Origin of the sequence: Nocardia sp. CNY236, from assembly GCF_000482385.1 — a bacterium.
Classification (GTDB): domain Bacteria; phylum Actinomycetota; class Actinomycetes; order Mycobacteriales; family Mycobacteriaceae; genus Nocardia.
The window spans coordinates 1-22,905 of record NZ_AXVD01000046.1 but is presented as its reverse complement, the minus strand read 5'-3'; the positions used below and the strand labels follow the sequence as shown (position 1 = coordinate 22,905).

Below are 22,905 nucleotides of genomic sequence, written 5' to 3'. Positions count from 1 at the left end.
CCCCTGACCATAGATATTAAGGCAGGTCTTAATCATGTTGTGGAATACGACGCCGGACGGTTGACTCTGAATCGTCCCAAACGATTCTTTTCCTGTAAGGAAGCCATGAACTCAACCATCCTCGGTCAACCAACCTTCGATGACGAGCTGCTTTCGCCCGATATTGCTCATATCGAGGAAATGCCGCACCCACTGGATCAATGCGACGAGTTCACTTCTGGTAAATGGGTCAATATGCCGCTGTTCAATGAATCAGGCAAACGAAATGACGGGATATTTCGAGACTTCGACGCCCCATCTAGCGCAACTTCTCTAGTTGCGGAAGTTCCTTATATTGCAGAAATTATAAACCGATCCTTCTCGAAGGACCACCTAATAATGGCCCGGCTGCGCAATGTGCTCGATTGGTCAGTGATTCCCATCGTGATTTCCTCGAGTTGACCGACTCTGTCGATCGATACTACCGAGTTCTGGTGAATCTGCAGGATAATCAGCGCCGTTTCAATTCCGAAGAATGCACTGTATTCCGGATGAGGAAGGGGCAGGTCTGGTTTCTCGACGCAGCAAGTCTCCACTCGGCCATCAACACGTCGACGTTCAGTCGACGGATGCTCTGCCTTGACTTCAAGATCAGTGATGAATTCTCGCCTGAACAGATTTTCGCAGACGACTCACTCTACGACACCACTATCAAACCTACGATCATGGATAGGAAGCCAGTCAGTGACAGGCTGGCTCCAGATCCGGGCGGCGGTCGTGTGGCGGACCGGCTACTGGCCCAGCCACACCTGAGGGAAAATGGATATGAGTGAGGCTCGGAGTGCGGCCGCCGTAGGACTGGTGTGCACGATTGTCTCCGTTTCGCTGTCAGCAGGACGCGATCTGTTCTTTGCGCATATCCTGCACCAGGTCAGTATGTTCTCGATGATATTGATCGCGTTCGGTGGTTCTATGTTGGCGTTTTCTATTCCTCACATAATAAGACCGCGGAAACTTCTCTCGAACGCAAGGAATAGGCGGCCAGATCTTATCCGAATCAACATCACCACGGCGGTCATGTGGCTCGCTTTTATCTATGCTTTGAAACACATCGAACCCGCTGTTGTCGTTGCAATAAATTCTGCAGTGATCCCGATCGCCACACTTGCCTTCGCCACCCTCAACGGGCGCAATGTCGAGAGCGCTGATCTGGTTTCATCCGCTGGTATTTTCCTATCCGTAGCGCTTCTTGCGATCGTGACAATAACCGGCGTTTCGGGCGTAGGTAGATTGAGCGCCACCCAAGCCGTACTCGGTATTGTCGGAGCTCTGGTCAGCGGAGTGACGACTGCGTGGAACAATATCATCGCAAAACGGCTGGCTGAGGGAGGCCTGAATGCTTCCACTGTTATGGCCCTGCGTTTCCCTCTTCTCATCGTGTCGTGTCTCGCGTGTATTCGGCTCACCGATACGCCGTTCGCGATAGGCACTGGCCAACTCGGCGCTATCTTGCTGGTCGCTCTTTTGCTGATTGTCGTCCCGTTGTACTTCCTGCAACTCGGTATCGCCAGATCGGACGTGGCCACCACGGCGGTCCTCATCGCGATCGGACCACTCATCACATTTTTATGCCAACAGGCGCTCGGTAACTATCCGTTCTCCGTCCCCTCTTTGGCGGGGATCCTCATCGCGACCATGTTCGTCATTTATGCCATATACGAGAAGTTCAGGGCTGCATCAGAATTGGAGACGACTATCATGAAAGTCAAGTCATGAAGCTATTCGCCGTTGTCGACGGATTTTCGTCCGGAGCTGCTCTTGCTCGTGAAATTCGTGTTCGCGGGCATGATTGCATCAATGTCCTGAGCAGTCCGGATGTCCCCGAAGTCTTTCGACGCTCCTATAACCGCGCACTCTTCTCACGCGAACTCATTGCCTCTGACACTGTTGCCGCCGAGCTCGGGGATATATCACCGGACTTTATTGTCGCCGGAGCGGAGAGCGGCGTCATCCTCGCCGACGAGCTGAGCGAACGACTGGGCCTGTTGACCAATGGCACTCGACGCAGTCAAGCCCGCCGGGACAAATATCTGATGGCTGAAACCGTGCGCTCAGCAGGAATTCGAACGGCGGAGCAGTATCGTACATCAGACGCAACCAAGGCTGCCGAATGGGCCAGGTGTCTTGATGCATTCCCGGTCGTAGTCAAGCCCCTGAACAGCTGTGGAGCCGATAGTGTATTCGTCTGCAGCACACCAGGAGAAGTCGTTGAGGGGGCCGCTCGCATTCTTGGACATGTCAATCAGATCGGACTGAGGAACAAAGATGTCCTGGTTCAGGAATTTATTTTCGGAACCGAATATATTGTAAATACCGTCAGTCGCGACGGAAGAACCTTTGTCTGTGACATCTGGCGTTGTCACAAGGAGCGAGTGAAAGGTGCCAGCTATATCTCCTGCGTCGAGGAGCTTCTTCCTCGGAACGGCGATATTCAGGACGCGTTGAGTGAGTATGCGATAGGTGTGCTCGATGCCTTGCAGATTCTGCATGGTCCTGCACATTTCGAGATCATGATGACTCGAAGCGGCCCGGTACTCATCGAGGTTGGCTCACGACTTCAGGGTGCGACCAACCCGGCATCTATCCGCGAGGCGCTCGGCACTGACCAGCTCGCTCTCACGCTTCAGGCGTACCTCGAGCCAGAGAGCTTTCGCTGCCGCATAGATCAGCCGTACCACTTTCGCAAGGCGATGTACCACAGCTTCATGGTGTCCCCGCATGGCGGAAAATTGATTGCTCTACCCCGTATGGCCGAGCTGATGAATTTGACCACCGTATACCACACGAATATGCGGGTCGATATCGGCGGTTCAATCGAGCGAACAACAGGGCTTTTCTCGTCCCCAGGCATCGTTGACTTCATCCATCAGGACGCCCGTAAAGTCGCCGACGACTACGCCACATTTCGAGCGATGGAAGCGGACAATTTCTACCTAGTTAAGTATCCGTAACCAATCACAGAAGTGGGGGTCCAGACCACCGCTGCCCTACCCCACTACATACGACTTCAACCGGCCCCTCGCGAACTACTGTTGACGTGCCGAAACCCGAGAATCACGGACCCCGCCGCCGCGGGGACTCAGGCCTTCAACTCGTCCTTCGGCATGGAGATAGATAATGCTTGCCCTCGAGGAGGGCACTGCTGAGCGGGGTGCGGGAGTGCCAAACAGAATTGCGCTCACGCATTGAGACGACCAGCCCCGCGTGGCGGAGCACGCCGATGTGCTGACTCACGGCTGCCGCCGAGACCCCCAGCCGCTTGGCGAGCATCGTCGTATTGGTTGGACTGTCGAGCTCTTCGAGTAGGGCTGCCCGAGTTCGACCGAGCAGATCACCGAGCGCCTCGACAGACGACCTGTCCGGTCTCGCGAAGATCGCGGCGATAGCTTGCGGCTCGCGCGAAGCCGGATAGGTCAGCACTACTGCTCCGTCAGAGTCCACTGGAAAGAACAGTTGCGGCTCACTCGGGCAGAACAGCGAAGGTGCGAGAATAAGTCCCCGGCCCTCCAGATGCAGGTCTGCATCGAAAACATACGGCCGATACAGCGGCATCTCGAGGACCGGGGAATTCCACCGAAGATGGGAATGCAGGTTGCTCAGCAGCTCTTCGACACCGCCCTCCGCTACGAGCCGTGCTCCTGCCGTACACTCTGCGGCCAAGTGTGCGTGTATTCGAGGCCAGTCTTGCCCAATGAACGCGTTGTAGCATTCGGTTAGCGACATGGCGAACCGCTGCCGCATGGAAATATCTCCAGAAACCATCGGCTGCAGCCACTTCGGTATTCGTCGTGCGATATCCGGAATGTCGCGGAACTCGCTGTGCAGACGTCCGGTCGGAAGATGGAGAAGCACATCGACTCCTTCTTCGACAGTTCTTACCCTGCCGAGCATGGTGAACAGGTCAGCCGCACCTCCTTTCAAGGGCGTAAGGAAGTGTGCGAGTGCGCCCGCGTACACCGGGCTTCGCCGCAATGCTTGCGTACGCCATCCACTGAACAGCGCAGCTTCAGGGCTCTGCTGCAGGATTCGGAGAACCCATTGCGTCTCGGCGACCGGCCCCATCACCCATAGCCGCACTCTGGCAAGATCCTCCGCAGTGAAATGGACACGCATCATAATATTCCTCGCCCCCTGGAGCATTTCCCGACTCAGGAGAGAACGCCCCCTGAGCATCTGAATCGGCATGACCAAACTACACGGCCGCTGGCCTGGCTGTTGGCATGCCGCTCGCGCACACCCAAAGGCAGAGGCGAATACGACATCGTTTACTAAGACAGACCGCGAGACCGGATGAGCGCACCTACCTACCAGCCGACAGGGTGATTCGGTCACCTGTGCCCCGGTCGCGTAATCATGGCCGGCGACACCCTGGACACCCGCCAATTCGCCAACCAGCCCGCCCACGTCGCGGGCTGCGGGATGATCGCCGACGAGAGATTTCGGCGACGTCCAGCGGGGCCACCTCACAACGTGGAGATACGACATGACCACGATGTTGCGCCGGTGCGGCGTGGCCGCCACCGTGCCGGCCGTCGTTACCGGTTGCTCGAGCAACTCGCCGTCCTATAGAGCGTCCGCCGGTCCGGGCGCGGAAATCACCATCGACGGCACCGCCCGCACCGCGCAGAGCATGTCTTGCCAGCAGATCAACTGGCAGTTGGGCGTCGCGGCAGACGCCAACCCGACATAGGTCAGGCCCTTCCTGCGGTTCGACAGGCCGCAACCGGTCGCCCGCACCGTCAACGTCGAAGACTTCGACGGCTTTTACGGCGTGTCCGGAGAGGCCGTGCAGGATGTCGACACCAGTGTCGGTCCCGACGGCGGCGCCGACAGCATCAGCGGAACGATCCGCGGTACCGATCGTACGGACCCTGCGAACACCACGACTCTGCCGTTCCGATTCGAGGTGCGTGCGGATAGCCGAGGCGCTCAGCGCAGCGCGCTCTGCACCATGGGCAGAACCTGTTGAGCGAGCAGCTCGATTGTTCGGCACACGGTCGACTGCGGCATGCCCATCCACTGCACCCGGGCCACCAGCCGGGTAAACCCGGTGGACGTCGCCAGCGCCACCAACTCCTCGGCGCACTGCTCGGGCGAGCCGATGATCACCCGGCCGGCCAGCAACTCGGGGACGTCGTCGGCCGCACCTGGATCCCCGACCACCTCGGTGAACAGCCCCCACTTGTCGAACAACTTGTAGCTGGCCTGCAGGTAAGGCACCGCGTCGCGCAGGGCGGTGGCGCGGTCTTCGGCGACCACGATATTGCGCAGCAGCGGAAAATCCGCCGGGCGTGGTTTTCCCAGCTCCGCCAGCCGATTCCAGAACACCTCGGTCTGTTGCCTGATCACCGAGTCGACCAGATGCGATGACGCCACCCAGCTGTCGCCGAGTGCGGTGTCGGCCTGCTCGGCGGCTCGCTGGACGGATCGTTCGACGCTGCCACCCAGCCACACCGGAGGGCGCGGCGAGGCGAAGGGCCGCAGTGCCAGCGTGGCGTTGCGTACCTGGTAGAAGCGCCCGTCGAAGTCGACACCGTGCTGCGTCCACAGCCGCTTGACGAGATCGAGTGACTCGGCGAAGCGTCCGATACGCTCGCGGCGGTCGATGCCCATCAACTGGAACTCATCGTTCGCCCAACCTGCCGACACTCCCAGTGTGAAACGGCCGCCGGTGAGTACGTCGAGGAAGGCGGCCTCGGTCGCAACGTGCAACGGGTGGTGATACGGCAGCACCAGCATGCATGTCGACAGCGACATCCCCCCGGCGGCGGGAGCCAGGTGCGTCAGCGTCGAAAACGGCGGTAACCAGGCCGCCGACCCGTAGTTCAAATGGGTGCCGATCGCCACCCCGTCGTAGCCGGTGTCCCGGGCGATGGCGACCTGCTCGAAGTGCTCGGCCAGCCGGGTGGCCAGCGGGTCGCCAGGCGGATGTTCGGGATTGACGAAGAGGGTCAGGCGCATGACTGAAATCTAGCCCCATCACCGGATCTGGACCTGTCGTCTAGCTAGTGCCTCGTCAAGCAACCTTCGGTAGGTAGTCGGGGTGGCGGATCTTGGAGTTGACGGCGAAGTCGCGCTTGGGTCGGGCGTGCTGGTTGTACCAGCGGATGTAGGCGCCGCTCGCGGCGTCCTTTGGAACCAGCCACGACCAGCGCAGCGTTGTACGTTCAGCGCCCGAACTCGTCCACGCAGACCACCGTCCATCGGTGGGTGGAGGTCGTCGAGGTCCAGGACGCGGTTCATCGTCGCGGTGAACTCGGGATCGGTCCCCGCTTTCCAGGTCTTTGTGGCCTGCCACGACACCCCTTTCGGCTTTGAGGATCTGGCGCAGAGTTTCGCGGCTGATCTCAGCGATTCCTTTGACGAGCAACACTTCTCGCAGTTTCGACAGGCTCCACACCGAGAACGGCCAGCCCAGGTCACGCGGACAGCACCGGGGGATGCAGGTGATGCGTTCACCCGTCGCCCGATCGACCTTCCTCGGCCTGCCCGTGCTCACCCTTGCGGTACCGCAGATTGCACCGTGACCAACACCTCTGAAAGCCGTTGCAGTGCATCGGGAATCGCCTGGTAGTAGACCCAGGTCCCGCGTCGCTGCGAGGTGAGTAACCCAGCTTCCCGTAGCACCTTGAGGTGGTGGGAGATCGTGGGCTGGGACAGATCGAACGCTGGGGTCAGCTCGCAGACGCAGACTTCGTGTCCACCGGCGGACACGATCAGAGACAGTAGGCGAAGCCGGACCGGGTCCGCGAGCGCCTTGAACGCACTCGACAGGCTCGCCGCGTCCTCCGGGTTCAGCGGGGAGGACAGCGTCGTGGTGCAGCAGTTGGGCGAGGCGGGCACCGGAAATTCCTGGTTCGACACCCATCCATATTGACATATATCTATTCAGCACGCAGACTTGTTTTGACAGATATCAATACAACCTGGTCGAGCGCGTCGAAGCGCCGTGGTTCCGAGTGTTTCGAAAGGTGTGATTCTGATGTCACGGCAGGACGACGAGCTGCGGGAGAGTGTGCGGGTCCGATACGCGGCCGCCGCCGCCACTGTCACCGAAGGTGGGGCGTCTGCGGATTGCTGCGGAAGCGGCTGTCGGGCGCCCGATGCCGTGCAGATCGACACGAACTTCGGCGCCGCGCTGTATGACGCCGTGGATCGCGGGGCGCTGCCGATTCAGGCGGTGACCGCGTCTCTCGGATGCGGAACCCCGACTGCCGGCGCCGACCTACGCGAGGGCGAACGGGTCTTGGACCTGGGTTCCGGGGGCGGGATCGATGTATTGCTGTCCGCGCGTCGCGTCGGCCCGACCGGCAGAGCGTTCGGTGTGGACATGACCGGTGAGATGCTGGCTCTGGCACGGGACAACGCCACGCAGGCCGGCGTCGACAACGTCGAGTTCCTCGAGGGAACGATCGAATCGATTCCGTTGCCTGCCAACAGTATCGACGTGGTGATCTCCAATTGCGTGATCAACCTGTCGACCGACAAGCCTGCGGTATTCGCCGAGATGGCACGGGTGCTGGTCCCCGGTGGGCGCATCAACATCGCGGATGTCGTTGCCGAGGACACGCTGACTCCCGCCGAGCGGGGTGAGCGGGGCGACCACGTCGGGTGCATCGCAGGCGCACTGTCGTTCACCGAATATCGCGACCAGCTTGCAGCGGCTGGTTTCGCCGAGATCGAGATCACCCCGACCCATGCCGTAGCCGACAAGATGCATTCGGTGATTGTGCAGGCGGTCCAGCCAGGGGGCGATCGCGGCTAGCATCGCCAATGGTCGCCGAACGGTGGGTATCGCTTCGCAGAGCTCACGACGAGAACTGCCCGCCATGAGCCACCCCGATCGTGTCGGTGGGGCATGCGAGGATCGCGCAAATGTCCAGTCTATGCCGTGGCCCACTGGCCACGGCTTTCCTAGTGGAGGTTCTCGGATGCTCGATCATCTCGCAATTCAAGTCGCCGATGTCACGGCCAGCGCCGCCTTCTACGACCAGGTGCTCGCCCCGCTCGCAGTGGCCAGGGTGATGGAATTCGACGAGGTCATCGGTTACGGAAGCACGAATCCACCCACTCCCGATTTCTGGTTGGGTCCGCTGTCTGCCGGAGAAGGGTTCCGCGAATCGCATATCGCTTTCGCCGCGGCAGACCGTGCAGCGGTGCGCGCGTTCTTCGCTGCAGCTGTGGATGCTGGTGCGGAGGTACTGCACGAGCCTCGACTGTGGCCGGAGTATCACGCTACGTACTACGGCGCGTTCGTGCGTGACCCCGACGGCAACAACGTCGAAGCCGTGTGCCATCACCCCGAATAGCTTCGGGTACAGATCGTGTCACCGCCCAAGCCGGGGTTCCCTCGTTCCGGTGGTCGCCTACACATCGCACGGTCTCGACGGTAGCCGAGGATCACGGACCGACCGAACCGGAATCGCAGCATCGCGGCTCCAGTATCCGTGGGAGCCGCACTGCCGGCCAGCGGGTTACTCCACCATCAGAACGATCTTTCCACGGCCGTGGCCGGATTCGAGGTCCCGGTGAGCCTGCGCGGCCTGCGCCAGAGAGTAGGCCTGGCGTATGTGGAGGTGCAGACGGTCTTGCTCGTACAGCTTCGTCAGCTCGACGAGGCGTTCGCTGGACCGACCAGGCCCCAGCAGCGGTACACCCAGTTCCCGCGCGGCGTCGTCGGCGATCATGGTTCGAACGCGGGTGGTGTCTGCGACCAGTTCGACGCAGGCCCGCAACCCCTCGGGCCCAGCGGTATCCATCGCTGCGTCCACACCCTGCGGCGCCAGCGCGCGCACCCGCTCGACGAGACCTTCGCCATAGGTCACCGGGATTGCGCCCATGGCGCGTAGATAGTCGTGGTTGACTTCGCTGGCGGTGCCGATGACCGTATCGGCGCCCCACGCTCTGGCCAGCTGCACCGAAAATGTGCCGAGTGCACCGGCGGCGCCATTGACGAGCACCGTGTCACCCGGACCCACACCCATGGCCTCGAGGCACATGTGGGCGCCCTGACCGTTACCGGAGAAGCCTCCGGCAATGTCCCACGGCATATTTCGTGGCTTGTGGACGATCTGATCGGCAGGCACCACCACGTACTGGGCATAGGCGCCCAACGTCCCGTACCCGAGAACCTCCTCGCCCGGGATGAATCCGATGACTTCGTCGCCCACCTGATCGATCACGCCGGCGAACTCGTTGCCCGGTACGACCGGGAAGTGGAGGTCGAGCGAGGGCGGCGCCCAGCCCGCGCGGATCCCGCCGTCGAAATGCTGCACCCCGGCGGCCCGAACCCGCACACGAACCGAGCCGCGGTCGGCCTGGGGTTCGGGAATCTCCGTCAGGGTCAGGACCTCGGGTCCACCGAACGATGATAGGGCTGCTGCTTTCATGAAATCACTCCCGCAATCGGTCTGGATCTGAAACCAGCCGATCCTAATCGGCCGCCATCCCACTATATGTAGTCGGCGGCCAACCGCCGCTGTTGGAGCAGGTCGATGGATTCCGCGCCTTCAGCGCGCGGCCCCAGAGCCAGATGGAGCAGTCGTCGCGCGTCAGTCCAGGCAGAACTCGTTGCCCTCGGGGTCGGTCATCACAATCCAACCGGCGCTCAATGGAGGCTCGGGCTCGTAGCGCTGCACCCGGGTTGCTCCGAGCGCAACAAGTCGGTCGCACTCCGTCTCGAGTGCGGCCATCCGTTCGGCTCCCTGGAGTCCAGCAGCTGCGCGGATATCGAGATGGACGCGGTTCTTGGCGACCTTGTCCTCCGGCACCAGCTGGAAGAACAGTCGTGGACCGATCCCCGCGGGATCCTCGATGGCCGATCTCGTGTTGCGCTGCTGTGGGGGTATACCGATACGAGCGAGGAACTCGTCCCACGCAGCAAGTGGATCGACATCGGCAGGCAGCTCGCCCCCGGGCGGACCTGGATGAACGTAGCCCAGTGCGTTGCGCCAGAAGATCGACAGAGCCTGCGGGTCGTGAGCGTCGAAGGTGATCTGGAGGTGGCGACTCATCGGGTCGCTTCTCAGCTGAGGGTTTGCGGGTGCAGGTAGAGGTCGCGCAGCGTCCGGTTCCAGTGGTGTTCGGCGGTCCATCCCACTACCCTGGCATCCCTGTCCGACAGAATCGGTGAGCTATCCTCGGGAACTCACTGTCCAGCAGGCACCTGGCAACGCTGTGCGCTGTGGTCGGCAGGCATCACCCGGATCACCGTCTCATCCCTGGAAACCGACACCGAGAACGGCGAGTGCGGCGGTAGCCTTTGTCGCCGCCCGCCGTGGTTGCTACCCGACCGCGGACCCACGTCGTTGTCCGAACCCCCGCCGCGGCTCGACGTCGATGTCGGCGCCACTCAGCTGCGCGGCGCAGTGGTCGCAGGTGAGAACGACCAGGAATTCGGCGCCGCACTCCCTGTGATGCCAGCGCAGTGCCGGGCCTTCCGGGGCACGGTACCAGCGTTCGGCCCACTGCAGGGCCGTCACGACGATCGGAAAGAACCCGCGTCCTTTCTCGGTCAGTCGATATTCCGCCCGATCGGAGCGCCCCTGGATACGGACAGTTGTCAGCACGCCATGCGCACACAGGTCGTGTAGACGTTCGGTCAGCAGGCTGGGTGGAATGCCGAGCGAATCCTGGAAATCCGAAAAGCGCCGAACTCCTTGAAATGCCGCGCCGACTACGGCGGCGGACCATCTGTTTCCGAGCATCGCCATGGTCTCCGGGAAGAATCCGGGCGGACCCCCGCGATGACGACCTCGGGAGCGGCGACGCGTCGCGACGTCGGGAACCGAGCGCGGCCACGATCCACTGGGACCCCAGTCGGTGTCGACATCGGAGACTCCGATCTGCTTGTCGCAGGACGAGCAGCACAGACGGGGAGCGAACTCCGCTCCGCACACTCGGTGACGCATAGTGGGCAGCGCCTCGGGGTGTTCGGGGACCCATTTGCGCTCCCAGTCCCAGATGTAGAGCAGTATCGGCCATACCGACCGACCGCGCGTGGTCAAGACGTATTCCGCGCGGACGGGATTCTCCTGATACACCTGACGTTCCAGCAATGATTCCTGGACGAGCGTTTCGAGGCGTGCGGTCAGCACGGCGTAGGAGATCGGCAGTTCTGCGCGGAACTGGTTGTAGCGCGTGGCACCGAGCAGCGCGAACCGTAATAGCAGAAGTGTCCATTCGTCGCCGAGTAAGCCGAGCGCTCTGGCGAGCGCGTTGGGCCCGTTGGATGTGAGCGGCGTGGGTGAGGACACCTCTGCCACAACGCTGCTCCTCACCATCGGACTCGACCGTCGAGCAACCGGGTATCGACGCTCATGAGCAACATCCTAGTGTCGGCGCTTCTCAGTGCAGTCGAGCCGAGTGTTGACGCCCCGTTGCACATGATGTAGTAATCACTATCACACTGTTAACTGAAGTTCGATGTGAGTGTGCTGTGTCATGTCAGCTGGCAATCGACACCAGGACCGCTCCGCGAACATTCGGTGCATACCGAGTGGCAGCTTCGGCGTCCCGGCGCGCACCAGTGAGAAAGAAGGGTCGACCGTTGATCGACACGCGCGGACTCCATCCAACAGACAAAGTCGCCGACTACCTCGCCCGAGGATGGTGGTCGCGAGAGACAGCCGATCAACTGTTTCGTGATCGAGTCGCCGAACGAGCGGACATACTCGCGATCGTCGATCCGGCGAACCGGGCCGACATCCTGGGTGCTGCGCCGCGGCGGCTGACCTGGCAGGAACTCGACGCCGAGGTCACTTGGCTCGCTGCACGGTTGCTGGAAATCGGACTGCGCCGAGGGGACGTCCTGGGTGTTCAGTTGCCGAATACCATCGAGCTGGTCGAGGCATACCTGGCGGCATGGACGATCGGCGTGGTGGTGTCGCCGCTGCCGATGCAGTATCGGGAACACGAGGTTGTCGAGATGGCGCGTCAGGCGTCGTTCGGCGCACTTCTCACCGTCCCGGTGTTCGCCGACCGCTCCCCTGCCGGAGCCGTCGTCGCAGTCCGTGACCGGCTTCCCTCGCTGCGGCATGTCCTGACGATCAGCCAGCCCGGCGAGGGTGGCGGTATCACCGGGACTCACGATCTCACCCCCACCGCAGCCACCGTCGCCGAGCGAACCCGCGTGGAGCAGCATCTCGCCAGTGACCCGAACGACCCGAACGATTGCGTGACGATCTGCTGGACATCGGGCACCGAGAACACACCGAAAGGCGTACCGCGTTGCCACTTCGACTGGCTTTCGGTCTCCTGGGCGACGGTGGACGCTCCCCGCATGGTTCCCGATGACATCCTGCTCAACCCGTTCCCGATGGTGAACATGGCCGGAATCACCGGATTGTTCCTGCCTTGGTTACGTACCGGCGCACTCCTGGTCCAACACCACCCGTTCGACGTCGGTGTGTTCTTGCGGCAGATCGCCGAGGAACGAGTGACCTATACGCTTGCTCCGCCGGCCTTGCTGTCGGTCCTGCTCCAGAACGAACAACTCTTGGCCGCCAACGATCTCGGTTCTCTGACCCGTATCGGTTCGGGATCTGCGCCACTGCAGCCGGCAATGGTGCGGGGCTGGCAAGAAAAGTTCGGAATCGGCGTAATCAACTTCTTTGGGTCGAACGAGGGCCTCGCATTGCTGTCGAGTCCCGAGGACTTTCCCGATCCGGAGGAACGGGCGCAGTTCTTCCCACGGTACGGAACTCCCGGTGTCTCCTGGTCGTCGCGAGTATCGCACTGGGTAGGAATCAAAATCATCGACCCGACCACCGGGAACGAGGTCACCGAGATCGGCGGCGCCGGCGAGTTGTGTATCGATGGCCCCACAGTATTCGCTGGCTATCTCCACGGCTCCGATCGCCCCAGTCCATTCGACGAAGCCGGAATGCTCCGTACCGGAGACATGTTCGAAATCGCCGGCGACCAAGGGCAATACCTACGGTTCGTCGACCGAATCAAGGACATCGTGATTCGCGGTGGTATGAACATTGCCCCAGCCGAACTCGAAAGCCTCATCACGGAGCATCCTGCCGTCGCCGAGGTCGCAGTGATCGGAGACCCCGATCCGGTCCTCGGCGAACGAGTCGCCGCCGTCGTGACGCTCGTGAATGGCGCATCCCTCACGCTCACCGAATTGACCAGCTTCCTGCGCGATCGCCGCATCGCCTCCTACAAACTGCCCGAACGACTGGAGATCCGCGCGACACTGCCCCGAAATCCGGTTGGTAAGCTGGTCAAACGTCAACTCCGGCCGAGCCCGGGCTCAGGAAGCGTTTCGTGATCGACTCCAGCCGGAGGGGCGCACAACGTCGTTAGAGGGCTGCCGGCCTCCGATGCCCGGTCGGCACAAGTGAGGCGCAAGTGAATTTCGACCAACCCCCGAGCCCCAAGAACTCCTTCGACTTCAAGCGGATTCTCGGGTCGGTGGTGTCGCGGTCGGCGCCCTTTTCGCACTCTTCTTCTGGGACTACGAGATCGGACCGTACCCTGCCGGCCCCTTCGGCGTGGCGCTCGTCCTGCTCGGCATCGTGGATCTCTGGATCGACTACAGGACTTCCCAAAGAAGGAAGAACACAAGTGTCACCGGAGAGCTGCCGGATATCGGAAGCCTCGATCCGAATAGCAAGTGGAACAAGGATGGACGCTTCTAGGGCGAAGTCTGTCCTGGGCGACCCCGTTCTCGGCGCGCAAACACCTGCTCCGATCGTGCGCAGGTCCGTGACGGCGTCGATGACGGTTCAGTGCCGCCGGGCGATGAACTCCGTCAGCACCGGGGCGAGGGTCTGCGACGACGATACGTGCCCCTCGCCGGGCAGAACACGGTGCGTGCCGTGCGGCAGCGCCGCGGCAGTGGCGCGGGCTGCCTCGATCATCGAGTCCGGGCTGTCTCCGCCACTGAGCACCAGCGCGGGTACGGGAACCCGGGCGGCGACGTCGATGGGCAGGGTACCTCCGCGGCTCAGGTCACCCATGACCGCAGAGTCGTAGGCGAGCGTCGGCGCGAGCGCCACCACGTCGGCCCACCACGGCTCGTGGCGCATCTCGGCCATGGACTCCGCCGGTACGCCGGTGGTCTGGAAGAACAGTGCCACGGCGTCGTCGTGTCGGTCGGCCGACAGCAGCGCGGTCAGCGTCTCGGCGTAGTCGCGGGCCTCTTCGCGGTCCTCGTCGGTGTCCGCGCCGAACGGTGGTTCGTGAAGCACGATCGCCCTGGCCGGCACCCCGGCGGCTGCGGCGTGCAGCACCAGCGTGGCACCGGACGAGTGCCCGTACAGGACGACGTCGTCACCGAGGTCGTCGACGAGGGCGGCGATGTCCTCGACCTCCCGCTCGACGGCGTACGGGCTTGTGTCGCCGCTGTCGCCGCGCCCACGGCGGTCGTAGTTGACGACCGGTAGGTGGGCGCCGAGTCCTTCGGCCAATGGGCGGGTCTTTGCCCGGTCGCAGGTGGCGCCGCCGACCACGATCAGCGGATCCCCGCCGGGGTCCCCGTACCGTTCGTACGCGATCACCGTGCCGTCCACCGACGTCACCTTCAGCCTGCCCACACCCGACCCTCCTGCCGGAATGCTCCGATCGAGCGGACCAATCATATCTCGGCGGTCGTTCCGGGCGCGGCTTGTTCACCGCGACCCCGCGTGCGACCGTTTGCTCTGGACAGCGGTATCCAGGCGCGAGTACGTCAGAGGCCGCGTGCGTATCGGACGGACGCGGCCACGGCGTCCATGTCGACAACCATGCCCGGTACCCGTTCCACCGCCTCGCGGATCTCGACTATCGCGTCGTCGATCGTGCCGCGCCGCGCCAAGGCGATCAGCTCTTGTCGCACGTACTCGCCAACCGGCCTTCCGGCGGCGGCAGCGCGGGCAGTGAGCACATTCCGAGCATCGGCAGGAAGACCGTAGACACCGAGTACGGCCGGCCCACCGGCGTCGACTTCCGGGCGTGTGTGGCCCGACCGCTCTTCGGCGAGGAACTCCACCACAGCATCGAGCGGTACCCGCCGGCCCGTCAGTGCGATCAACTCCGCTCGCACGTACTCCTGCACCGACAGCCCGGCGGCGCGAGAGCGTCGTTGCAACACATCTGTTGCTGCCGCTGGCAAGTCCTCGATCTCGATTGGAGTCATGCAGGACACCGTATGTACGCGGAAGCCGACCAGCAAGAGAAGCTCGGCGGCTGGATTCTCCAGGTATCGCTGCAATCCCGAGGGTTTCGGCCGCGCGTGTGTCGAGCGACCTACGTCGGTTTGGTGTCTGCAGGCTCGTGGAGTGCGGAATCGGCGAGTGCGACGATAGCGCTGATCGCCGCAGCTGCGTCGAGAAGAGTTCTGGAGCGAGCCGTGAGCTGCAGGTCTCTGGCGGCCAATGCGGCGCTGACATCCGCCCATCGGCGGGCGCGGTGCAATTGCGGCATGAGCGCTCGAAGAGGCGCGATGCGGTACCCAGCAAGACGTAGTTGGTGCACGATTCGGGCGTTGCGCACATGGGCCGGTGTGTAGTGGCGTGTTCCTCGCACCGGGTCGCGGCTGGGGACGACCAAGCCTTCGGAATCCCAGTGCCGCAGGGTCGAAGGGCGCACACCGAGTGCGTTGGCAAGTTCGGAGACGCTCATCGAGTCCGAGCTTCGGACATCATCGATCGGTTCGGCGCAGACGGCCTGGGCGGCGTGCTCGGCGTTCTTCAGTTCCGTGCGTTCTGCGGCCAGTCGAGCATGTGCCGCATCGAGCAAGGCGAGCGCGTGTGCGAGCGGGAATCGGTGAACGGCCCGAACGATTTTCCTGGCTTCACTCGGTTCGATACCCGCCGCGAGGGCTCGGTAGGCCAACGCCGACTGCAGATGCAGCTCGCCATAGACCCGGTAGCCGGCAGCGGTGCGTGTCGCCGGTGGCAGCACGCCTGCGCGTTCGAGATTGCGAACCTGTTGCACGGAACACCCGGCCCGGCGCGCGACATCGACCGTGCGCAGACCTCGCGATTCGAGACTTGGAACCGAACATCCACGGGTATCGCCGCATGAAGTCTCCACAAGCACGTCAATGTAACGCTGGAACCCATGATTGCGGAAGAAGAGATCATCAACTTTGTCGCCGGCCTCGTCGGGGTATTGACCATCAGACCGCTGCCTGGGGACGGCTCACCGGAAATCAGCTGGGGCGACACATTTTTCTACTACGCACCGGATGGCGCCGTTCCGGTGGCGACCCAACCTTTTGCCACGATCGTGACCAAGAACTATCCAGGCGACGAGACATCACGTTTGGATCGGCCGAATACCTATCGCCTGAACATCGCAGCCGGAAAACGGGAATTCACTCGATGGACCGGTCACACCCCGCGTGAAACGTTCAGCAACGCCATCGACCCTGGCGGCGACGACACAATCATCCCCCACCCCGTCTATGGGTCCGCCGGCTGGCTCGCGGTGGTGAACCCAGGCCCGCGTACGGACGCCGACGCTCGCGAGTTGCTGCGCACGGCCCATCGGATTGCTCGCGCGCGCTACGAGCGACGCACGAGATCGACCTCGCCCAGCGGGCAAAAACACCTGTGACGCTCGGGGAATGCGCTCTTCGCCAAGCTGCCAGGAGAGCTCGTGCCGCCGATCCGCAACGGTGATCCCATCGCTGCGCGGCCACAAGCTCCACGACACCGACGGTGTACTCCTCGGCGAGATCACCGGCGAAGATCGGGTCGCCGCTGCAGCGGGTACGATGTCGCCGCACCAATGACCGCTCTGGTGCGGATATCCGGGATCTAGCCAAATTTGTCTATCTGAGAGCTGGGTGATACTCTCGGTCGATCTAGCCAAATTTGGTTAGCATGCCGGAAGGGGTATAGGTGAAGCCTGTACGGCTATTGGTCCTGGGAGCGCTGCGTAGGCGCAGACGTACGCACGGCTATCAGATTCGCGCTGACCTGGAGTCCTGGGGTGCGCACGAATGGTCCACGGCCACATCGGGTTCGGTCTATCACGCGCTCAAGAGCATGACAGACCAACACCTGCTGACGGCGTACGAGACCGACTCCGCGGGTCCGCCTCGGATCGAGTACGAGCTGACCGACAAAGGCGAGCAGGAATATATCGCTCTGCTGCGCAAGGCTTTGGCCGACCGTGAACCGAGCCTGGACGTGTTGGGTGCGGCCATCGGCCTGATCGAAGACCTGTCCAGGGAGGATGCTCTCGAGATGTTGCATGCGCGCGCCCGCGCGATGCGTAATTGGCGCGACAGCGTCACCGAACACCTGCCCGCCGACGTGAACCTGGACACCTGGGGGCCGGTGGGCGAAGTTGTCTCATTGTGGCTGACCACTGCCGATGCCGGCGCCGAGTGGACTCAGCGGCTGATCCGCCGTCTGGAAGGCGGCGCCTTCACCATGGCTGGCGAGGCCCCCGCTCCCACACAACCGGACCTGTAGCGACCCGGGCCAGTCCGGTAGCACTCCCTTTCGAAAGGACGAATCCATGGCAGGAGAGATCACCGTGCCGGCGCTGCCCTGCCGGTCGATCGACGAGATCGTCGAGTTCTATACCATGTTGGGCTTCACCCGAACCTATTACCAGATCCGCCCCAACCCGTACGTGTCGCTGAAACGCGAAGACCTCCAGCTGGCCTTCTTCGGCATTCAAGGATTCGAGGCCGCGGACTCCTATGGAACATGCCTGGTCATCGTGCCCGACACCCGGGAACTTTTCGAGTCGTTCGCCGCGGGTATGCGCGCCGCTCACGGCAAGTTGCTACTCGCCGGGATTCCTCGGATTACCCGACCCCGTAAGCGCAAGAACGCCAACAACCACTCCGGATTCACCGTCGTCGACCCCGGCGGAAACTGGATCAGGATCTCGGCTGCCAAACCCACGCTCGAGGACCGGCACGCAATCACCGGGAAGCTGTCGGTGACTCTCGCGCGGGCGGTCGTCATGGGCGACTCTCACGGCGAACACACGCGGGCGGCCCAGATTCTGGACGCTGCGCTGGAGCGAGACAGCAACACCGCAACGCCGGCCGAGCTCATCGAGGCGTTGGCCTACCGCGCCGAACTCGCAATCCGTGCCGCCGACACTGCCGGCGCCGCCCACGCTGTGGTCCGTGCCCGCTCGATCACACTCTCCGAAGCCGAACACTCCGAACTCACGGAAACTCTTGCCTTCCTGGACGATCTGTTGCCTGTGGTAGAAAATGAGGAATAGATTCTGGAGCGACACAACGACCTACGAGACGGCAGCGGAGTCGGATGGTAGCTACGCGGTCGAATACGGCTTCACCCACTACTCCGACGGAACCCCTCGCCCTGGACTGAACCTGGACAACGCACCCACTATGGCCACCGCCTATGTCGTGGCAGCGGCCGGCCTGGCACGCTTGCATCCGTATCGGGAATCCCGGTTGCGGGTAGTGTTCGACAACCTCGCTGCTCGCGTCATGACCGGTCGGGGATTCTTCGAGCGACCCTCGCTGGTGAATCGTAAACTTCTGCCGCTCGTCGCCAGGCCGGCGGGTGTGGTCCGTGTACGTATCAGCACGCTGCATCACGCCCCTGGTGGAGAGTGGTTTGGTGAGTGGTCGACCGGCCCCGTGATCCATGACGCCATCGGACCGATTTGCGAAGTCTCCTGCCAAATCGACAGATGGGCGCGGAATCTCACTATGACCGAACAGCCGCACGCCGATCAGGCCAAGACTGCGAATGCGCGCAACCAGCGACGCGCACGATCGTAGGTGCTCGGCAGAGGAATGGACGGTGACGCTGCGCCAGGAGACTTGTGCGCTGCCCTACGAATCAGGTCTTTCGCGCTGTGCCCGGAAGACCCGGCACTGGGACGTGGCCGATGCCCGCACCGGTCCGCCGGCGCCACGCAAAGTTCCCTGCACAGTGGCCAGTTTGTGCTCGATTCGCCCGTCGGCTTCCAACAGCGTGGGCTCGGGCGCCGCCTGTCCGCCGGACCAGATGACAGACAAATCCAGACTGACCATGCGAGTTGGTGAAGATTCGGTCCGCAGCCCGGCATCGAGGAGAAAGGCGTCGAAAAACATGATGTCTGTCAAACGGCCGGATATCTCTGCGATCCGGTGGTCCACGGCCGCGACGGGATCGGGCAGCGCCCATAGCGCAACACGGTCTCGACCATCATGGAATTCGTCGTAGGACAGCGGGTAGTCGACTGCCCGCACATTCAGTCCCTTCAGGAACGGCGCCACCGCGGCGACCCAGGACACGCTGACGCAGTCGTCATAGGAGATCGCCTGCGTGACGTGGCGACTGACGCCACCGACCATCTGTGGGTCGGCGAACCAGGCCAGGGCGGTCAGGGCCGGGGCACCGTCCTGTTCGATGTCGACCTCGCACAACCCGCAGCTGCGGCCTGCCGATAGAACCCGCACCTTCACATCCAGCAATCCCGACCGCAGCGGGCCGGTGAACACCGTGTGGACACTGCGTAGTATTCGGCCCGGCATCTGGCTGAATCCGGCCAGTGCGGCCACGGCGGCGGAGTATCCACCGAAACCGAGTCCCTTGTAGCACAATTCGGGCGGCATTACCGACCGGAGAACGGAGCCGTTGTCCTCGAGGCACACATCCCCGATCGGGGTCGGGATCTGCAGTGGCAACGTCATGGTGAACCATCCATCAGTAGCCTTCCGAGAGTTTTGGCGTGTCTCAGTTGTGTGTCATCCTCGATCATCTCCGCACCTCCCTGCTGCGGGAGGTGTTTGTCCGTTGATCGTTGGTGCGCATGAGGCAGTTCCGGTCCTCGTGCGCCGAGTCGACGACTCACGCGGACCGGATTCCGCCAACTGCCCTGCTGTATGCAGCCGGCTCGACACTCCGGTGGTCGAAGACATCGCGGATCGTATTCACGATGAGATCCACTTCGTGGCTGGTGATGGCGAAGTGGGGCGTCAATCTGATGCCGTTGCGTCCGCCTGGCACGAAATTGATTCCTCGCCGTTTGATTTCGATTCCGACTCCGTCGACCCCGTGGACCTTCGCCAGCTCCGGATTCAGCGTGACAGCGACCAGCAGCCCGCAGCCGGAAACTGAGACCACCAGGTGTGGGTGGTCATTCTGCACAGAGGTGAGCTTGTCCAGTAATTCCCGGCCACGGTGGCGGATGTTCTGCCGCACATGGTCGGTGATCGACTCCAGTACCGAGGCGACCACAGCGAGACCGCGGGGATTTCCGGTCATGGTGTTGCCGTACAGGCCGTTGGCATACAGCTTCTCCGCGGAGGCGGTCATCGCCAGGACAGAGATCGGGTATTGACCACCACTGATTGCCTTGGCGAACGCCTCCAGGTCGGGAGGTTCGAGCTCTTCGAACCCCGGGTAGTCGACGATGCTGAGGCATCCATGCGCTCGCAGCCCGGCCTGGACCGAGTCGACGATGAGCAGGCTCCCGTGCTCGGATGTGAGCTGCCGTGCCATTCGGTAGAAGTTGGGAGTTGCCGCTTTTCCGGGTGACCCTTCGCCCATCACCGGTTCGAGTATCACCGCCTCGATGAAATAACCCCTGGTTGCAGCGTGGGCGAAAGCGTCGGCCAGCGCTGTTTCATCATTGAGTTCCACTGCGATGAGGTCGTCACTGTTGCGGTAGGACGCCAGATGCTCGGCGTAGATCTGTCGAGACAGATGTGAGGCCCGACCGGGTCGGTCGGTCCTGCCGTGAAATCCGTCCACGATCGCCAGAAACGTCGGTCGTACACCGGCTGGTCTGCGCTCGAGTTGGAGTTTGGCGTTGGCGTCGGATATCCGGGTGGCCAGATTCAATGCCTCCGACCCGGAGCCGAGGCAGGTGAACGACGCGAAAGGGCGGCGCAGTGAGCTCGGGCGTCGGCGACCGAGCTCATTGTCCAATGCCTTGATGAACCTGGCCTGTTGGAGACTGGCCGTCATGACGTTGGCCATGGGATACGGGGCCGACAGCTCTCGTACGACGTGTTCGGGGGAATGTCCCAATCCGAGCATTCCGTAACCTCCCGAATCGTGAACGACGGCCCCGCAGGTAGTGACGATCCAGGGTCCGTGTGCTGCTATCGGGAGGAAGGGATTGCGCTCCTGCTCGTGATAGAAAGCCAGGAAACCCTTCTGGGCCTGCCGCACCTGGTCGGCCTCGCTCAGGTGCAGGAACCGTTCGGTAGCCGGTGCCCGACGAAGGTGCCGGTGCTGCGCGTAGCCGTCGTCGATCGCGCGCTCCAGCCGCCGGTCTCGGGCGATGAAGTCGTTCACCACGTGCTCCGGGAGACCGAAGGTATTCCGGTCGGCGCAGAAGTCGGCCATTTCAAGCAATTTCGAGTGCCAACGCATGTGCGGCCCTTCCCTGGTTGTCGGAGCTCGTCCGGCGGCCACCGACCGCAGGCTAGGCATCGCGGGATCCCGTGCTGAGTTCGGCGAGCAGGCGGGCCAACCGACGGTCGTGTAGAACGCTGTCGTGGGTGCCCGAATAGACGTGGTAGTCGACTGCTTGCGGGCTCACCGATGCTTCGATGCACCGCACGACTGTGGCCCGCTCGTAATGACCTACGTCACCGGTGACGACATGGATCCGGGTGGTGCAATCCTCCCCCATAGCGGGCCATTGGTATTCCAGCGCCATCCGTGTGTGGTTCAGTGCCCGCACCATCTCGGCGCCGTCGGAGTCGATGCGGCGCAACGGCTCGAGCGCATGGAGCGCACTGCGGACGCTCCGAGCCAACTGTGCATCGGGCACCGCACCGGTGACTGCGTTCGTCGACACCATCGACGCGACGGTGCGTTCGTCGGTCGTCGTCATTTCCCGCAGCTCGGCGGCCAGGATCCTCGGATCGCATTGCTCGAGGTATGCGGCCACGAGCTCGGCCTCCCGCCGATCGGGGGTGATCATGGGTTCGACCAGCACGAGGTGTTCGACCGAGCGCCCGCGGGTGCGTAGCTGGTGGGCAATTTCCCAGGCGACAACACCGCCGAAGGAGTAGCCGAGCAGGACCGTCGGGACGGTCTCGCTCATCGGCGACAGCGACAACAAATAGTCGGCCATGTCGGCGATCGAGGTATCGGGGACCTCGCCGACGTATTGGATACCGTGCACCGAGATCGGTAGGGCATCGGCGATCGGCCGCAGCGGGATCAGGGTTCCTCCGATCCCGGTCGCCAAGACAGCGATGTCGGCCGATTCGGTGTGGTCGTTCATCGTGACCATGGCGCTGGCACCGGCTCCCCCGTCGAGTTGGGCGAGCTGATCAGCGAAGGTGGGCGCCTGCATGATGTCGACGACTGTCAGTGGCAGGGATTCTCGGCGCGCCAGGACGGCAGCCCGCACCGCCGACAACGAATTTCCTCCGAGATCGAAGAAGTCGTCATCCATATCCACATCTGTGCAGGCGAGGACCGCTGTCCAGATGGCAGTGAGACGACGTGCGTTGTCGGTCGCTGGAGGGCGTCGTTTGCCGAGTTCGCGGCGTATGTCGCTGGTCGTGGTGAGTAGTTTTGTGGTGTCGACCTTTCCGGAGGGCAGGGTCGGGAAGGCGTCGACGGCAGTGATCCGGTCGGGGACCATGTAGCGTGGTTTGTTCGCCCGCAGGCGCCGCTGCACGGTCCTGGTGTCGACGGTCGCTGGTGTCACCCAACCCACGAGATTGCCGTCGTCGACGGCGACGTGCGCTGAAACCACACCCTCGTCTCCGTCGTGGATCGCGGCTTGGACTTCTTTGATCTCGACCCGGCACCCGTGTACTTTCACTTGGTCGTCGATCCGACCGAAGACTCGCAGCTGCCCGGATGGCAACCAGCATCCCAGGTCGCCGGTGCGATACATCCGACCCGCGGCAAAGGGGTTGTCCATGAACCGTTGTGCCGTCAGCTCGGGACGATTCACATACTCCCGTGCGAT

Annotated in this window: 26 protein-coding genes; 13 read left to right on the top strand and 13 right to left on the bottom strand. The window is 62.7% G+C overall.

The genetic code is table 11. The features are described 5' to 3' along the window. Positions 1-105 precede the first annotated feature (105 nt). The 4 genes from K940_RS32550 to K940_RS29530 are packed head-to-tail and all read left to right on the top strand — an operon-like array spanning position 106 to position 2,990. Positions 106-441 carry a hypothetical protein gene (locus K940_RS32550; RefSeq protein ID WP_155981007.1) on the top strand — a complete coding sequence of 112 codons (336 nt, stop codon included), beginning with the start codon at positions 106-108 and terminating at the stop codon, positions 439-441. After that, entirely contained in the window at positions 405-812 is a 408-nt protein-coding gene (locus K940_RS32545) for an aspartyl/asparaginyl beta-hydroxylase domain-containing protein (RefSeq protein ID WP_369797529.1), read from the top strand. The genes K940_RS32550 and K940_RS32545 overlap by 37 nt, the downstream gene beginning before the upstream one ends. Continuing rightward, positions 805-1,755 (top strand): EamA family transporter, encoded by a 951-nt coding sequence (locus K940_RS0120165; protein WP_028478975.1) that lies wholly within the window; start codon positions 805-807, stop codon positions 1,753-1,755. The genes K940_RS32545 and K940_RS0120165 overlap by 8 nt, the downstream gene beginning before the upstream one ends. Next, the gene (locus tag K940_RS29530) at positions 1,752-2,990 is read left to right on the top strand and encodes an ATP-grasp domain-containing protein (RefSeq protein ID WP_036529471.1); all 1,239 of its coding nucleotides are present in this window, start codon (positions 1,752-1,754) and stop codon (positions 2,988-2,990) included. The genes K940_RS0120165 and K940_RS29530 overlap by 4 nt, the downstream gene beginning before the upstream one ends. 136 nt (positions 2,991-3,126) lie before the next feature. Here K940_RS29530 and K940_RS0120150 read toward each other — a convergent pair whose 3' ends face one another. Further along, positions 3,127-4,155 (bottom strand): helix-turn-helix transcriptional regulator, encoded by a 1,029-nt coding sequence (locus K940_RS0120150; protein WP_028478972.1) that lies wholly within the window; start codon positions 4,153-4,155, stop codon positions 3,127-3,129. 367 nt (positions 4,156-4,522) lie between these two features. On the opposite strand from K940_RS0120150, the gene K940_RS0120145 reads away from it, so the two are divergent. Beyond that, a complete protein-coding gene (locus K940_RS0120145; protein ID WP_028478971.1) occupies positions 4,523-4,729 on the top strand; it encodes a hypothetical protein in 207 nt (68 codons plus the stop codon). A 12-nt stretch (positions 4,730-4,741) separates the two neighbouring features. Further along, complete coding sequence (locus K940_RS34180) at positions 4,742-5,008, top strand: lipoprotein LpqH (RefSeq protein WP_196812310.1); 267 nt, start codon at positions 4,742-4,744, stop codon at positions 5,006-5,008. Here the strand turns inward: K940_RS34180 and K940_RS0120135 are convergent. Genes K940_RS0120135 through K940_RS0120125 form a run of 3 tightly spaced genes read right to left on the bottom strand, consistent with a single transcriptional unit; the run spans position 4,969 to position 6,903 of the window. Continuing rightward, positions 4,969-6,000 (bottom strand): LLM class flavin-dependent oxidoreductase, encoded by a 1,032-nt coding sequence (locus tag K940_RS0120135; RefSeq protein ID WP_028478969.1) that lies wholly within the window; start codon positions 5,998-6,000, stop codon positions 4,969-4,971. The two genes, K940_RS34180 and K940_RS0120135, sit on opposite strands and share 40 nt — an antisense overlap. 55 nt (positions 6,001-6,055) lie before the next feature. Beyond that, positions 6,056-6,538 (bottom strand): hypothetical protein, encoded by a 483-nt coding sequence (locus K940_RS31055; protein ID WP_155981004.1) that lies wholly within the window; start codon positions 6,536-6,538, stop codon positions 6,056-6,058. Continuing rightward, positions 6,535-6,903 (bottom strand): metalloregulator ArsR/SmtB family transcription factor, encoded by a 369-nt coding sequence (locus tag K940_RS0120125; RefSeq protein WP_051407406.1) that lies wholly within the window; start codon positions 6,901-6,903, stop codon positions 6,535-6,537. The genes K940_RS31055 and K940_RS0120125 overlap by 4 nt, the downstream gene beginning before the upstream one ends. Before the next feature lie 118 nt (positions 6,904-7,021). On the opposite strand from K940_RS0120125, the gene arsM reads away from it, so the two are divergent. Both arsM and K940_RS0120115 read left to right on the top strand, forming a co-directional pair. Further along, positions 7,022-7,804, top strand: a complete 783-nt coding sequence (gene arsM / locus K940_RS0120120; protein ID WP_028478967.1) for an arsenite methyltransferase — start codon at positions 7,022-7,024, stop codon at positions 7,802-7,804. Positions 7,805-7,970: 166 nt separating this feature from the next. Next, positions 7,971-8,348 (top strand): VOC family protein, encoded by a 378-nt coding sequence (locus K940_RS0120115; protein WP_028478966.1) that lies wholly within the window; start codon positions 7,971-7,973, stop codon positions 8,346-8,348. A gap of 165 nt (positions 8,349-8,513) precedes the next feature. On the opposite strand, the gene K940_RS0120110 is transcribed toward K940_RS0120115, so the two are convergent. The 3 genes from K940_RS0120110 to K940_RS0120100 form a co-directional block, all read right to left on the bottom strand. Then, entirely contained in the window at positions 8,514-9,428 is a 915-nt protein-coding gene (locus K940_RS0120110) for an NADP-dependent oxidoreductase (protein ID WP_028478965.1), read from the bottom strand. A gap of 162 nt (positions 9,429-9,590) precedes the next feature. After that, entirely contained in the window at positions 9,591-10,052 is a 462-nt protein-coding gene (locus tag K940_RS0120105; protein ID WP_028478964.1) for a VOC family protein, read from the bottom strand. Between the two features lie 270 nt (positions 10,053-10,322). After that, positions 10,323-11,303 carry a helix-turn-helix domain-containing protein gene (locus K940_RS0120100; RefSeq protein WP_231390454.1) on the bottom strand — a complete coding sequence of 327 codons (981 nt, stop codon included), beginning with the start codon at positions 11,301-11,303 and terminating at the stop codon, positions 10,323-10,325. Between the two features lie 284 nt (positions 11,304-11,587). On the opposite strand from K940_RS0120100, the gene K940_RS0120095 reads away from it, so the two are divergent. Beyond that, positions 11,588-13,318, top strand: coding sequence for a class I adenylate-forming enzyme family protein (locus tag K940_RS0120095; RefSeq protein WP_028478962.1), 1,731 nt, complete (start codon positions 11,588-11,590; stop codon positions 13,316-13,318). A gap of 457 nt (positions 13,319-13,775) precedes the next feature. On the opposite strand, the gene K940_RS0120085 is transcribed toward K940_RS0120095, so the two are convergent. From K940_RS0120085 to K940_RS29520, 3 genes are all read right to left on the bottom strand, one after another. Then, entirely contained in the window at positions 13,776-14,585 is an 810-nt protein-coding gene (locus K940_RS0120085) for an alpha/beta fold hydrolase (RefSeq protein WP_196812308.1), read from the bottom strand. Positions 14,586-14,719: 134 nt separating this feature from the next. Continuing rightward, a complete protein-coding gene (locus K940_RS0120080) occupies positions 14,720-15,166 on the bottom strand; it encodes a hypothetical protein (RefSeq protein WP_028478960.1) in 447 nt (148 codons plus the stop codon). A 110-nt stretch (positions 15,167-15,276) separates the two neighbouring features. Beyond that, positions 15,277-15,966: a MerR family transcriptional regulator gene (locus K940_RS29520; RefSeq protein ID WP_051407403.1), complete on the bottom strand. Its 690-nt coding sequence runs from the start codon at positions 15,964-15,966 to the stop codon at positions 15,277-15,279. A gap of 126 nt (positions 15,967-16,092) precedes the next feature. Here K940_RS29520 and K940_RS0120070 point away from each other — a divergent pair, with 126 nt between their 5' ends. From K940_RS0120070 to K940_RS0120050, 4 genes are all read left to right on the top strand, one after another. Further along, positions 16,093-16,590 carry a DUF6194 family protein gene (locus K940_RS0120070; RefSeq protein ID WP_036529467.1) on the top strand — a complete coding sequence of 166 codons (498 nt, stop codon included), beginning with the start codon at positions 16,093-16,095 and terminating at the stop codon, positions 16,588-16,590. Positions 16,591-16,877: 287 nt separating this feature from the next. After that, positions 16,878-17,456 carry a PadR family transcriptional regulator gene (locus tag K940_RS0120060; RefSeq protein ID WP_028478958.1) on the top strand — a complete coding sequence of 193 codons (579 nt, stop codon included), beginning with the start codon at positions 16,878-16,880 and terminating at the stop codon, positions 17,454-17,456. A 46-nt stretch (positions 17,457-17,502) separates the two neighbouring features. Then, entirely contained in the window at positions 17,503-18,228 is a 726-nt protein-coding gene (locus tag K940_RS0120055; protein WP_028478957.1) for a hypothetical protein, read from the top strand. Further along, positions 18,218-18,757, top strand: a complete 540-nt coding sequence (locus tag K940_RS0120050; protein ID WP_028478956.1) for a hypothetical protein — start codon at positions 18,218-18,220, stop codon at positions 18,755-18,757. Before K940_RS0120055 ends, K940_RS0120050 begins: the two co-directional genes overlap by 11 nt. Positions 18,758-18,811: 54 nt before the next feature. Here the strand turns inward: K940_RS0120050 and K940_RS0120045 are convergent, their stop codons facing one another. From K940_RS0120045 to K940_RS29515, 3 genes are all read right to left on the bottom strand, one after another. After that, complete coding sequence (locus K940_RS0120045) at positions 18,812-19,654, bottom strand: acyl-CoA thioesterase domain-containing protein (protein WP_028478955.1); 843 nt, start codon at positions 19,652-19,654, stop codon at positions 18,812-18,814. 157 nt (positions 19,655-19,811) lie between these two features. Next, on the bottom strand, positions 19,812-21,344 hold the full coding sequence (locus tag K940_RS0120040) for an aminotransferase class III-fold pyridoxal phosphate-dependent enzyme (RefSeq protein WP_081706513.1): 1,533 nt from the start codon (positions 21,342-21,344) through the stop codon (positions 19,812-19,814). 52 nt (positions 21,345-21,396) lie between these two features. Then, positions 21,397-22,905: thioesterase domain-containing protein (locus tag K940_RS29515; protein WP_036529463.1), on the bottom strand; the 1,509-nt coding region annotated here is incomplete at its 5' end.